11 protein-coding genes are annotated in these 13,694 nt (G+C 40.2%); 8 read left to right on the forward strand and 3 right to left on the reverse strand.

Going from position 1 to position 13,694, the window contains the following annotated elements; genetic code table 11:
* Window positions 1–7 precede the first annotated feature (7 nt).
* Entirely contained in the window at window positions 8–736 is a 729-nt protein-coding gene (locus MTF64_RS09105; RefSeq protein ID WP_096739741.1) for a CpsB/CapC family capsule biosynthesis tyrosine phosphatase, read from the forward strand.
* Window positions 729–1,424 (forward strand): VpsP family polysaccharide biosynthesis protein, encoded by a 696-nt coding sequence (locus MTF64_RS09110; RefSeq protein WP_096739740.1) that lies wholly within the window; start codon window positions 729–731, stop codon window positions 1,422–1,424. Before MTF64_RS09105 ends, MTF64_RS09110 begins: the two co-directional genes overlap by 8 nt.
* Before the next feature lie 101 nt (window positions 1,425–1,525).
* Here MTF64_RS09110 and MTF64_RS09115 read toward each other — a convergent pair whose 3' ends face one another.
* Together MTF64_RS09115 and rsmF are read right to left on the reverse strand one after the other, a co-directional pair.
* Window positions 1,526–2,614 carry an acyltransferase gene (locus MTF64_RS09115; protein WP_096739739.1) on the reverse strand — a complete coding sequence of 363 codons (1,089 nt, stop codon included), beginning with the start codon at window positions 2,612–2,614 and terminating at the stop codon, window positions 1,526–1,528.
* A gap of 463 nt (window positions 2,615–3,077) precedes the next feature.
* Window positions 3,078–4,529 carry a 16S rRNA (cytosine(1407)-C(5))-methyltransferase RsmF gene (gene rsmF, locus MTF64_RS09120; RefSeq protein WP_248451181.1) on the reverse strand — a complete coding sequence of 484 codons (1,452 nt, stop codon included), beginning with the start codon at window positions 4,527–4,529 and terminating at the stop codon, window positions 3,078–3,080.
* Window positions 4,530–4,793: 264 nt separating this feature from the next.
* On the opposite strand from rsmF, the gene MTF64_RS09125 reads away from it, so the two are divergent.
* The 6 genes from MTF64_RS09125 to MTF64_RS09150 all read left to right on the forward strand — a co-directional run bounded on the left by MTF64_RS09125 (window position 4,794) and on the right by MTF64_RS09150 (window position 12,424).
* Window positions 4,794–5,480, forward strand: a complete 687-nt coding sequence (locus MTF64_RS09125; RefSeq protein ID WP_024032638.1) for a GntR family transcriptional regulator — start codon at window positions 4,794–4,796, stop codon at window positions 5,478–5,480.
* A 254-nt stretch (window positions 5,481–5,734) separates the two neighbouring features.
* Window positions 5,735–6,613, forward strand: a complete 879-nt coding sequence (gene prpB / locus MTF64_RS09130) for a methylisocitrate lyase (protein ID WP_055253209.1) — start codon at window positions 5,735–5,737, stop codon at window positions 6,611–6,613.
* Between the two features lie 47 nt (window positions 6,614–6,660).
* Window positions 6,661–7,788 carry a 2-methylcitrate synthase gene (gene prpC, locus MTF64_RS09135; RefSeq protein WP_248451182.1) on the forward strand — a complete coding sequence of 376 codons (1,128 nt, stop codon included), beginning with the start codon at window positions 6,661–6,663 and terminating at the stop codon, window positions 7,786–7,788.
* A gap of 116 nt (window positions 7,789–7,904) precedes the next feature.
* Window positions 7,905–10,514 carry a Fe/S-dependent 2-methylisocitrate dehydratase AcnD gene (gene acnD / locus MTF64_RS09140; protein WP_248451183.1) on the forward strand — a complete coding sequence of 870 codons (2,610 nt, stop codon included), beginning with the start codon at window positions 7,905–7,907 and terminating at the stop codon, window positions 10,512–10,514.
* A 12-nt stretch (window positions 10,515–10,526) separates the two neighbouring features.
* Window positions 10,527–11,693, forward strand: a complete 1,167-nt coding sequence (prpF, locus tag MTF64_RS09145; RefSeq protein ID WP_248451184.1) for a 2-methylaconitate cis-trans isomerase PrpF — start codon at window positions 10,527–10,529, stop codon at window positions 11,691–11,693.
* Between the two features lie 278 nt (window positions 11,694–11,971).
* The gene (locus MTF64_RS09150) at window positions 11,972–12,424 is read left to right on the forward strand and encodes a DUF1311 domain-containing protein (RefSeq protein WP_096041876.1); all 453 of its coding nucleotides are present in this window, start codon (window positions 11,972–11,974) and stop codon (window positions 12,422–12,424) included.
* Between the two features lie 54 nt (window positions 12,425–12,478).
* Here the strand turns inward: MTF64_RS09150 and glp are convergent, their stop codons facing one another.
* Window positions 12,479–13,693: a gephyrin-like molybdotransferase Glp gene (gene glp, locus MTF64_RS09155; protein WP_248451185.1), complete on the reverse strand. Its 1,215-nt coding sequence runs from the start codon at window positions 13,691–13,693 to the stop codon at window positions 12,479–12,481.
* Window position 13,694: the final 1 nt, after the last annotated feature.

Below are 13,694 nucleotides of genomic sequence, written 5' to 3' on the forward strand. Positions count from 1 at the left end.
ATCGCGTATGTTTGATATTCATTCACATATTTTGCCTGGTCTAGATGACGGCGCTAAAGATTTACAAGAGTCTTTAGCTCTTTTGAAAGTGGCTCAAGATGACGGCATAACGCACATGGTGGCCACACCGCATATTCATATTGGGCGTTTTGATAATTCGGTTTCCCACCTTTATACTGATATTGCAAAATTAAAGGCAGGGGCTTTGGCAGCAGGTATCAAAATGCAGCTGGCAGTTGCTGCAGAGGTTAGGCTTGATATTGAGCTAATGGCATTGGTTTTATCAAATAAGCTACCGTTTATTGGCTCTCTTGGTTCTGATAATTATATATTATTGGAACTACCTCATTCACATGTACCGCAAGGTTATGATAAGTTTATTAATTGGCTTGCAAAGCAAGGTATTAAAGTCATTATTCCTCACCCAGAGCGCAATAGAGAGATTCAAGCAAACCCATTTTATATTGAGCGATTAAATCAATTAGGATGCGACTTTCAATTAACCGCTTCAAGTTTAGAGGGGGCCTGGGGCGAAAGTGCAAAAGCGATTAGTATTAATATGCTCGAAAATAACTTAGTACGTTATATAGCATCCGATGCACACTCAATCAAAAGACGTCCACCCTTATTAAGCAATGCAAAAAAAATAGTGAAACACTTATTGAGTGAGGAGAAAGCGGAAGATTTATTCGTAAATAATCCAAAACACTTAACGAGCACGTTGTTTAATGGCTAAGACCAAGCAGTTAGTTAATATTTTTCTCCTTGGTATTATAATACTTGTTATTAGCATTGAGAGCGTAAATAGCATGCGTGCTAATGTGTGGTATTTTAAGGCTGTCAATACTCTAAAGCAGTCTAAAGCATTAATGACTCCTGCAGAGCTAAAGTTTGCTGATGATGCAATTACTTTAGCTTTAAAGCTTGAGCCTACTCAGGCACATTATTGGCACCTCAGCGCTTATGTAAAAATGCTTGGATTGACTTTAAAGGATATGAAAAGTGAGGATATGTCATATTCTTTCAATGATATTGAACACGCGCTTTTAACTTCACTTCAAAATAGACAAGCTTGGTCTGAAACGTGGATTGAACTTGCAAAAGTAGTCAGTAGTCAAGAAGGGCTTTCTCAGCGAGTATTAAGGTATATAGATCAAGCTAAAAAAACGGGCCCTTATAAGTTTGAAGTAAGATCAGGCATCATTCAAATAGCATTAATTAATTGGCCTCAACTTCCTCCTAATTTCAAAGCTCAATATATAAATGAGCTAAATTTAGCTGCGCAATATGATGAGAAGCTCGATAAAGTTTTTGATATTGCGAACCAAATTAATAAAGTAACATTATTGTGTATGTCACTACAGTTTGGAAGTGAATTGAAATCTGTGAGAAAAAGTTCCACATTTGAAATGTATTGTAAATGAGTACTAATAATTTCAAGATAAGTTTTTCAATTTTAACAAGAGTTATTAATTTCTAAAATCATATAGAACTGTGTCTAAGATATTATTTTGTATTATAAAAATTACTTTTTATTTAAAGCTAGGCCTTTTTTTTCTATGGTATTGTAAGTTATTTTTGAAATATAAATAATTACAGTCAATGTAAGTAAAATAAATACATTGTTAATTTCAGCCCCTCCAAAATCTAAGTACCGTTGTGAGCTTATAGTTGGCGCTACATTTATCCCTGTTATTTTTTGAATAATTATACCTATCGAAGTCAAAATGAATAATATTGCCGCATGGGTCATATATATTGAGTAAGATAGCTTGCCTATAGTTTGAAAAGCATTAAGTTTTAAAAACTTTGATAGTAAGCCTGCTTCATATGCAAAAAATAATACAGTTAATAAGAATAGTATTGGAGCAATTAAGGATTTATATTTAAAGTTAACAATCACGACTTGGACTATCAGAAATAAGAGTAATAGTTCTATTACTGTAGCTAATGCAGGGGGGAATTTAAAATGTGAAGATTTTTTGAAAAGTAAATAAATTACAGTACCACCAAAAAAGCAAGATAACCCTTTCAAAACACTCTCTACTAATATATCCGATTTAAAATATATAAGGCTGAAAGCGATAGCTGATATACAGAACCAAACAATGGACTTACTGGTTTTAAAAAAGGCTATAGTAAAAAAGAGCAAAACATAACTATAGAATTCTATACTTATACTCCATGATGGGTAGTTAAAGCTTAGAGGGTCACTAAAAGGAGTCCAAGAGTGTATCAGTAGTAGGTTAGGGAGAATTTGTTCAACTGATGTGTCATTTGTAAAAGGTAAATTATTAAATGAAATTCCTCCTAGTTTATAGGCAAATAACTTCCCAAGCTCTAGAAGGATAAATATAGCTAACATAAATATATGTAGTGGATATATGCGAAAAAAACGGGCTTTAATGAATGCGTTAAAATTTAGATCTTTCTTTTCGCCGTACCCATGTGCCAAAACAAAGCCACTTAAAATAAAAAAGAACTCTACAAATATTGCACTACCTCTAAAAAAATCCAATTCAGTTATTGAGTTAACAAAGTGCATGTGAAAAATCACGACTGAGATTGCACAAATGCCCCTAAATGAATCAAGTGCTTCAAATCTTTTTTTCAAAACTTAGTCCTTTAAAGTGATCCGCCTACGGAATAAAACACTATTTAAAGTTACTATATAACTAATTTTAAAAAGATTATATAAAACTTATCTCTAAGCATATTGAAAATATTTCTAAATTATAAGTCAATACTTAACAATGATTAATTAAGGTCGGGTTAACTTCTTGAAGGGAGTAGGTTAGGTTGAATCAATCAAGAGGGCCTATGATTAATATTAAACTAAGTAAGCCACTCTTGAGAAAACGCCCAGAGCCATTGTCATCAGCTCTGGGCTACAAATGGCTCTTAGTTGAGCCTTGCGCTAACTAAATACACTTTCGCAATTCTTAGGGAGAAGAAGAAAGTACCTTTAAGTGTAGTTAACTAATTTTCAAAACTCTAAATTTTGTTTGTTTATTAACCGCAAATGATAACAAAGACTTAATAATATTGTGCACAGGTTACCCTTTGTATTGAGTGCTTTATGCCCAGCTTATTAACTGGGTATTTTGCACAAGATCGCGTGGCAAAGAATTTTTGATCTTATTCTTTTGCCATTTACCTAGTCCTATCGGGCAGCCACATAAGGTTAGTACTACTTCGCCGCTGGCTTTTGTAACGTCTTCTAGGCGTATATCTTTACCATTAAAGTAGTCGTTTGCTTGCTCGTTTGTTAAAGCATACGTATTGCTTTTGCATTCATTACCAAATACGGTAGCAAACTCGTGAGTTAGTCTTACGCCGTTTTTATGAATAATTCCTAGTTGAATACCTAAACGTGCGTATTTTATTTTGTTTTGAACGGCTTCAAACCCATCAGGAAATAACCACAGTTCTTTATCGCGCTGCATTAACTTACCTGGCAGCGTTTTTAAGCCAAACTGTTTTTTAAGCTCGCTCATAAAAGAACTGGTTTGTTTTTTATCAAACTCGTTAAATGGAAACGCGCCTTTTTTTACTGTTTGGGTTGGGTTATTGCAGCTTGCGAGTTTTTTAAACTTAGCGATAAAAAAGCCTTCACTGTCGAATGTTTGCGGCCACACATGTAAATAGCCCTCGGCGGTTGTGGCTTTTTCTGCCCCTTTAAATAAATCACTTAGCGATTGCGGCTCAATGTAGTCGCCAAATTCATTCAGTAGGTAGTTGCATACTTGTTGGTTTTCGAGCGGGGTAAGCGTACAGGTTGAATACACCAGCGTACCGCCTGGTTTTAATGCGTAAAAAGCGCTTTTAATTAAATCTTTTTGAACTTGAGCAATTTCTATATTTGATTCTATTGACCAGTTTTTAAGTGCGTCGGCATCTTTACGCACTGTACCTTCGCCAGAGCAGGGTGCATCAAGCAAAATGCTATCAAAGCATTCAAACATATAGTTACCAAATATGACGCCATCAAAATGCGAAAGCGCACAGTTACCAATGCCCATACGTTTAAGCGTAGCGCTAAGGACTTTTAAGCGTGATGACGAAAGTTCGTTGGCAACAAGTACGCCTTGGTTATTCATTATTGCGGCAAGTTGCGAAGTTTTAGAGCCAGGCGCTGATGCCATATCAAGTACGTAACTATCTTGTAAATCTGAGCTTTCAATACTTTGTTTTAGTGCCATAGGCGGCAGCATTGAGCTTGCCTCTTGTACGTACATGGCGCCGCTTAAATGTAAGTCGGTATTGCCTAATGCTAAGTTTTGTTCTTCATCGCTTGGGCGTTCTAGCCAAAAACCCTCACTACACCAAGGTATTGGTGTAAGTTGCCAGTTTTTTTTCTCTGCACGGTGTTTAAATTCGGCAACGCTAATTTTTAATGTATTTACACGAATAGATTTTCTGAGAGGGCGACGGCACGCGTTTATAAAGTCGTCTAAATTGAGGTGCGCAGGTAAATAGGTTTTTACGTCGTCAATAAAATGCTCAGGAATAAAAGTGTTGGCGTTCACGCGTTGGCTCGTACATTAAAAATAAAGCGCGATATTAGCACTTTTAACGCACTATTTCAGTGTTAAATAGCGGCTTTATAATTTATTAGTGTGTCGACACATTGTGTTTTTAGTTTAATTTTAAAGCAATTTTATACGACTTTAGATTAACAGTGTCGACAATAAGTGTGTTTTTTACTCATTTTTACCTTAGGTGGGGTTGACATGTTTTTTTATTAAGCACATAGTTAACCCATCAATTGTCGACAATTTATTTATAAAGCCATGACGCAACCTTTTTTAAACGATACACCTATTACTACAGCATCTGATCAAGTGTTTGTTGATATGCGCCGTGAAATAGTAGAAGGCAGCATACAGCAGGGTAGCAAAATATCGGAGCCTGAGCTTGCAAAGCGCTACGGTGTAAGCCGTGCGACGCTTAGAGAAGCGCTTAATCGCTTAGAAAGCTGTTACTTAGTGGAGCGTAAAGCTAATGTAGGTTGCCGAGTAGTGGCGCTAACCGCAGAGCGTTTAATTGAAGTGTACCAAGTACGCAGCTCGCTTGAAGGCTTAGCATGTAGGCTTGCTGCCGACAATATGGCAGCTGACGAAGTTAAAGGCTTAAAGCAATTACTTAATCAGCATTTGCAAACGCAGCGTGTTAAAGAGGGTGAGTCGTACTATCAAGAAGCGGGCGATTTAGACTTTCATTATCGCATTATTAAAGGCAGCAAAAACGCCCATTTAATCCATTTGTTATGTAACGAGCTTTACCAATTAATACGTATGTACCGAGTACAAATGGGCATGGTAGGGCCGCGCGTATCAAAAGCGTTTGACGAGCACTTAGCCATTATTAACGCGATAGAAAACCACGATGGTGAACTTGCCGAAATGCTGATGAAACGACATATCAGTGCATCGCAAGCAAATATTCAAACCAAATTTGATGTATACCAATCAATATGAGTATTCGAACAATTTAACTGATTAAATCGCTCTATAACGTTGTTAAGAATTTTTTATTTAGAACCACTAAACATAAAAATTATTGCCTAGTTACAGAACGATTTTCTTAGCGTTAAATAGACCTCATACACATACAGATTGGTATTTGTCATAAACAAAAACTTCTAAAAGCTAGTAACAGTTAAACAGTCACAATGTCAGATTAAAAATATAAGTTACTCCATGTAGCAACCGTTCAAAGTGAGGAGAAAATAATGTCAGCAGGATTAAAATTTAAACAGGCCATTGCGAATAACCGCCCATTACAAGTGGTGGGTACTATTAATGCCTACACAGCCATGATGGCTGAAAAAATGGGCCACCAAGCTATTTATCTCTCAGGTGCCGGTGTTGCGAACGCCTCTTACGGTATGCCCGATTTAGGCATGACCAGCCTTGATAATGTACTTGAAGATATTCGCCGTATTACCGGTGCCAGCGATTTACCACTACTGGTAGATGCCGATACAGGCTGGGGCGGGGCGTTTAATATTGCGCGTACCGTTAAAGAAATGACCAAAGCAGGGGCAGCGGGTTTTCATATTGAAGACCAAGTAGCGCAAAAGCGTTGCGGTCATCGCCCTAATAAAGAAATTGTGAGCCAAGGTGAAATGGTTGACCGCATTAAAGCCGCAGTTGATGCTAAAACCGATAGTGATTTTTACATTATGGCGCGTACCGATGCGTTTCAAAAAGAGGGTTTAAGCGCCGCGATTGACCGCGCAGCTGCGTGTGTTGAAGCGGGCGCAGATGCTATTTTTGCAGAAGCCGTGCACGACCTTGCCGATTACCAAGCATTTGCAAAGGCGATTAATGTACCAATTTTAGCTAATATTACAGAGTTTGGCCAAACGCCTATTTACACCAAAGAGCAGTTAAGTGAAGTAGGTGTCGAAATGGTGCTTTATCCACTTAGCGCCTTTAGAGCAATGAATAAAGCTGCGCTTAATGTGTACTCTGCCATTTTAAATGAAGGTTCGCAGCAAAGCGAAATTGAGAACATGCAAACACGCGCCGAGCTTTACGAATTTTTAGATTACCACACATACGAAAACACACTCGATAACCTTTTTTCATCAAAATCTGACAAATAATAACTATTAAAATAGATAACACACACAAATTTAGATAGGAGAAGATCATGGTAGATAAAGCATTAGGCGGAGCAGGTTTACGCGGGCAAGTTGCAGGGCAAACAGCATTATGTACAGTAGGGCAAACAGGCTCAGGTTTAACGTATTGTGGGTACGATATTAGCGAACTTGCCGAAAAAGCACAGTTTGAAGAAGTGTCTTTTTTACTTTCACGTGGCGAACTACCTACAGCCAATGAACTAGCCGAGTATAAAGCTAAATTAAAAAGCTTACGCGGCCTGCCAGATGCACTAAAAACCGTGCTTGAAAATATTCCTAAAGACGCGCATCCAATGGATGTTATGCGTACCGGTTGCTCAATGCTGGGTAACCTAGAAATGGAACTTGATTTTAGCCAAGCAAACGATGCGATTGACCGCATGGTTGCGCTCTTCCCAAGTATTATTTGTTACTGGTACCGCTTTACTCACGATGGCGTACGCATTGAAACACAAACTGATGACGACTCAGTGGGCGCGCACTTTTTAACTCTATTACACGACAAAGCACCGAGCGAGCTTTTTGCGCAAGTAATGAATGTGTCGCTAATTTTATACGCAGAGCATGAATTTAATGCCTCTACATTTACTGGGCGCGTGTGTGCATCAACGCTTTCTGATATTCATTCTTGTGTAACGGGCGCTATTGGTACGCTACGTGGGCCACTGCATGGTGGTGCAAACGAAGCCGCTATGGATATGATTCAGGGTTTTACAAGTGCAGAGCACGCCGAGCAAGAAATTATGGGTATGCTAGAGCGCAAAGATAAAATAATGGGCTTTGGACACGCTATTTACCGTGAGTCAGACCCACGTAACGTTATTATTAAAAAGTTCTCTGAAAAACTAGCTAAAGAGGTGGGCGATGATGTGCTTTACCCTGTGTCGGTTAGGTGTGAAGAGGTTATGTGGCGCGAGAAAAAACTGTTTTGTAATGCTGATTTTTTCCATGCATCGGCGTACCACTTTATGGGTATTCCAACTAAGTTATTTACGCCAATATTTGTGATGAGCCGGGTTACCGGCTGGACTGCACATGTTAAAGAGCAGCGTGCTAATAACCGTATTATTCGCCCAAGTGCAGATTACACAGGACCAGAGGCGCGCAGCTACACGCCAATTGAATCAAGAGGCTAATTAGTTACACATAATACCAATCCGTAACAATACTTAATTAAGCGGGTTGGTATAGGGTGAGCAATACGCTCACCTTTTGCCTTTTATTTCCCGTCACCTATTAGCGAACAGATATTATGACCATAATTAACAACACCCAATACCGAAAGCCATTGCCCGGCTCAAATGTGGATTACTACGATACGCAAGGAGCCGTTGATGCAATAAAGCCTGGTGCTTATGCCACATTGCCTTACACATCACGCGTACTTGCCGAAAACTTAGTGCGCCGCTGTGAGCCAGATATGCTAACCGATGCGCTTAATCAGCTTATTGAGCGTAAGCAAGATTTAGATTTTCCGTGGTATCCGGCGCGCGTAGTGTGCCACGATATTTTAGGCCAAACTGCTTTAGTTGATTTAGCAGGCCTGCGCGACGCAATAGCCGCAAAAGGTGGTGATCCGGCAAAAGTAAACCCGGTTGTGCCTACCCAGCTAATTGTTGATCACTCATTAGCGGTTGAGCATGCAGGCTTTGACCCTGAAGCATTTGAAAAAAACCGTGCAATAGAAGATAGACGCAACGATGACCGTTTTCATTTTATAAACTGGACTAAAACCGCTTTTAAAAATATTGATGTTATTCCGCCTGGTAACGGCATTATGCATCAAATTAACCTTGAAAAAATGTCGCCTGTTATCCAAAACCGCGATGGCATTGCATTCCCCGATACCTTAGTTGGCACCGACAGCCACACCCCGCATGTGGATGCACTTGGCGTAATTGCTGTAGGTGTTGGTGGGCTTGAAGCCGAAAGCGTAATGCTTGGCCGTGCCTCGTACATGCGCCTGCCTGATATAGTAGGAGTTGAGCTTACAGGTACTCGTCAGCCAGGCATTACCGCAACCGATATAGTGCTGGCTATTACAGAGTTTTTACGCGCTCAGCGTGTTGTATCGACCTATTTAGAATTTTACGGTGAAGGTGCTGATGCACTAACCCTTGGCGACAGAGCAACTATTTCAAACATGACGCCTGAATTTGGTGCAACTGCAGCCATGTTTTATATAGACGATAAAACAATTGATTATTTGCGTTTAACAGGGCGTGATGAAGAGCAAATAGCGCTTGTAGAAAACTACGCTAAAACGGCTGGCCTTTGGAGCGATAGTTTAAAAACCGCAAAGTATGAGCGCGTGCTTAAATTTGATTTATCGAGCGTTGGACGCAATATTGCTGGGCCTTCAAACCCACATCGTCGTGTATCCACCAGCGATTTAGCCAAAGAAGGTATATCTGGCGTTGTTGAAAACGAAGAAGGCTTAATGCCAGATGGCGCCTGTATTATTGCTGCTATTACCAGTTGTACTAACACCAGTAATCCGCGCAACGTAATTGCTGCCGGCTTACTTGCGCGTAATGCAAATGCCAAAGGGTTAATGCGTAAACCCTGGGTTAAAACGTCATTAGCACCGGGTTCAAAAGCGGTGCAATCATACCTAGAAGAAGCAAAATTACTCCCTGAACTTGAAAAACTTGGCTTTGGTATTGTGGGTTTTGCTTGTACTACCTGTAACGGCATGAGTGGCGCGCTTGATCCTGTAATTCAACAAGAGGTGATAGATCGCGACTTATACGCAACAGCGGTACTTTCGGGCAACCGTAACTTTGATGGGCGTATACATCCGTATGCTAAGCAAGCGTTTTTAGCGTCACCGCCATTAGTGGTAGCTTACGCTATTGCCGGCACTATTCGATTTGATATTGAAAAAGGTGTACTAGGGAAAGATCAAAATGATAACGATATAACGCTAAAAGATTTATGGCCAAGCGATGAAGAAATAGATGAAGTAATCAAACAAAGCGTAAAGCCAGAGCAATTTAAAAAAGTGTACGAACCTATGTTTGATTTAACCGTAGATTACGGTGAAGACAACGACCCGCTATACAACTGGCGCGAGCAAAGTACCTATATTCGCCGCCCGCCATACTGGGAAGGCGCCCTTGCAGGTGAGCGAACCATGACCGGCATGCGCGCCCTTGCTGTACTTGGCGATAACATTACAACGGATCATTTATCGCCTTCAAACGCTATTATGGCAAGCAGTGCCGCGGGTGAATACTTAACTAAAATGAACGTCCCTGAAGAGGACTTTAACTCGTACGCAACGCACCGAGGCGATCACTTAACAGCGCAGCGCGCTACATTTGCAAACCCTAAATTGTTAAACGAAATGGTGCGTGATGAAAACGGCGAAGTTAAACAAGGTTCATACGCACGATTAGAGCCACAAGGTACTAACACACGTATGTGGGAAGCAATCGAAGCTTATATGCAGCGTAAACAACCACTCATTATTGTAGCCGGCGCCGATTATGGTCAAGGCTCATCGCGTGATTGGGCTGCAAAAGGGGTAAGGCTTGCAGGCGTTGAGGTTATAGCTGCAGAGGGCTTTGAGCGTATTCACCGTACTAACTTAATTGGTATGGGTGTTTTACCGCTTGAATTTAAACCGGGCACTACCCGTAAAACGCTTAACATTGATGGCAGCGAAAGCTTTGATGTAAAAGGTGAGCCAACACCAGGTGCAACGCTTGATTTAGTGATTACACGTAAAAACGGTGAGGTTCTAACAGTACCTATGAAATGCAGATTGGATACCCAAGAAGAACTTTCTATTTATGCCGCTGGTGGTGTATTACAGCGCTTTGCGCAAGACTTTTTAGAAGCTACGCAATCAGCATAAGGGGCGTGCATTATGTTTAAACCACAAATTAAAGTGCCAGCAACTTATATGCGCGGCGGCACCAGTAAAGGTGTATTTTTTAAGTTAACCGACTTACCCAAACCTGCCCAAGTGGCAGGTGAGGCGCGCGACAATTTACTGTTACGCATAATTGGTAGCCCCGACCCATATGGCAAACAAACCGATGGTATGGGCGGAGCAACATCAAGTACTAGTAAAACGGTTATTTTAAGTAAAAGCGAGCAACCTAACCACGATGTGGATTATTTATTTGGCCAAGTGGCAATAGATAAACCTTTTATAGATTGGAGCGGCAATTGCGGTAATTTAACCAGCGCAGTAGGTGCGTTTGCTATAACGAACGGCTTAGTTGATAAAAGCACAGTACCCGATAACGGTGTAGCCGTGGTGCGAGTATGGCAGGCTAATATTAAAAAAAGCATTTTAGTTCATGTGCCTATCACCAATGGCGAAGTGCAAGAAACTGGCGATTTTGAACTTGATGGCGTGACCTTTACTGCTGCCGAGGTAAAGCTAGAGTTTTTAAGCCCCGCCGATGGTGAAGGGGCGTTATTCCCGACAGGCAATGTAGTAGATGACTTAGAAGTACCAGGTGTTGGTACTTTAAAAGCCACCATGATAAACGCGGGTATTCCTACTGTATTTATTAATGCCGAGGATATTGGCTATAGTGGCACTGAGCTGCAAAGCGATATTAATAACGATACTGACGCACTTAAAAAACTTGAAACTATTCGTGCCTATGGCGCAGTCAAAATGGGGTTAATAGCTAATATTAATGAAGCGCAAACACGCCAACACACACCAAAAGTAGCCTTTGTGGCAGCGCCATTAGATTATAACGCGTCAAGTGGTAAGTTTATTGAAGCTACAACAATTGATTTATTAGTACGTGCTATGTCTATGGGCAAGCTTCATCACGCTATGATGGGCACAGCCGCAGTAGCTATTGGCGCAGCCGCTGCAATTGAAGGTACGCTTGTTAATGTGGCCGCAGGTGGCGGGACATTAAACGAAGTTAACTTTGGCCACCCCTCTGGCACGCTAAAGGTAGGCGCAGAAGCTAAAAAAATAGCTGGAGATTGGCAAGTTACCAAAGCAAGTATGAGCCGCAGTGCTCGTGTGCTTATGGAGGGCGTTGTAAGAGTACCTCAATAGTATTTAACAAAATTAACCTGAATTCTGGATAATAAACCTATCTCTATCAGCCATTTTAAGCGCTAACTGCGTTGGATTTACTTAAAATTTCTGGTTAGAGAAAATAAATTTAAATATCACCATGATTCAATATGTTAGTAAATATCTTAGCCAGAGTTCAAATTAATTAGCAAAGCTAAAACATAATGTTTTTAATCTATTTATTATTTTTGTAAAATATGAATAAGCTCTTATTTTTAATTTAAGGACTTAGTTTCAAAAAAATAAAGGGATTTAAAATGAATAAAATGGTTATTGGGTTAGCTTTTACAGTTTCATCGTTTGGTGCACTTGGAGAAAGCGCAGATGGCTGGCCAGAAGGCGGTGCAATGCACACAGGCAATATTTATAATTTAGAGGGCAACAGATACAAAATTAAAATCAGTAAAATGATGAATGAAATCTACCCGCAACTAAATGACGACTACCAAGTAGATGCAGTTAAAGCGCAAATAAAAGCATGGGAGCACTATATAGATGCAACATGTAATGTTGTTGGCATAGCAACTGGTGCCGGTGGGAGTTGGCCTTCAACGTATAGCGTAAAATGCGAGCGAAGCCTCAGTTATGATAGATACTTTGCGACTAAAAATGCGCTAAAGTGTGTTAAAAAACTTAGCGAAGCAGATTTTGTAGGACGTAGCGAAAAGCTAAATTGTTTAATTCAAACACTCAATATTAAAATATTTTAAGAGTAACAGCAGTGCTACAGCTATATTATAAAGTTAGCTGTAGCATTTTTAGCTTTACAAAAACTCTATTTCTACGGTTTCGTCTTTTGCAATATTGCCACTTTCGGCGGGCACCACAATAAGGCAGTTAGCGTGGCTAAGCGATGAGAGTACCCCCGAACCTTGCTTATTTATAGGCGTTACCAGTAGGTTATTGTTTTCGTCGGTACTGGCAATACCACGTTGAAAGTCGGTACGGCCGGGGCGCTTTTTAATCAGCGCTGTGGTGGTTGCTTTTAAACGTAACTTAGCAGTATGTTCATTTCCTGAAAGCTTTGTAAGGGCTGGCTTTACAAGTCGCTCAAGCGTAACGGCTGCCGATACGGGGTTACCTGGTAAACCAAAAAAGTAGCTGTTAGGTAATTTACCAAAAGCAAAGGGTTTGCCCGGCTTCATGGCAATTTTCCAAAAATGAATATCGCCAATTTCATTTAATACTTCTTTAGTAAAATCGGCTTCGCCAACCGATACACCACCAGAGCTTATTACGGCATCGGCTTGCTCGTTTGCTTTTAAAAACGTGTTTTTAATGAGCGTTTTATCATCGGCAATTATCCCAAAATCAATCACTTCTATATTGTTATCATTAAGCTCGCTTAATATAACAGCGCGATTACTTTCATAAATAGCACCTGCAGGAAGGGCATTGCCAGGCTCTATAAGTTCATCCCCTGTAGAAAAAACCGCGACCTTTAGTGTTTCATATACACTTACTTGGTTAATACCAATAGAGGCAAGTAAGCCTACATCTACCGCTTTTAGTTTTCTGCCCGCTTTAAAAACAACACTATTTTTTGCAATGTCTTCACCTGCAAAGCGCACATTATTATTGAGCTCAATATGACCTGTAAATGTTATTTTGTCGTTATCTACGCTGGCGTTTTCTTGCATAACTACCGCATTAGCGCCAGGGGGCAGGGCAGCGCCGGTCATAATTCTAACGCATTGCCCAGGTGTTAAGGTGTTTTTAAAGGTTTGCCCAGCAAATACACTGCCTACTTGCTGATAAGTTGTTAGCCCTTCGCTTAGGCAAAGTGCATAGCCATCCATTGCCGAATTATCGTGAGCAGGCACATTTATATTGGATTTAATATCGTTTGCTAAAACACGGCCAACACTGTGCATTATTGAAATGGTTTCTGCGGCTTTATCAAAGTTAATAGCGCTTAACATGTTACTGATTGCGGTTTCTACTGGTAATAAACCAGGTGCATTGCATACATCGTTCATA

The sequence above is a fragment of the Pseudoalteromonas sp. 2CM41L genome (assembly GCF_023161905.1).
Lineage (GTDB): Bacteria > Pseudomonadota > Gammaproteobacteria > Enterobacterales > Alteromonadaceae > Pseudoalteromonas > Pseudoalteromonas atlantica.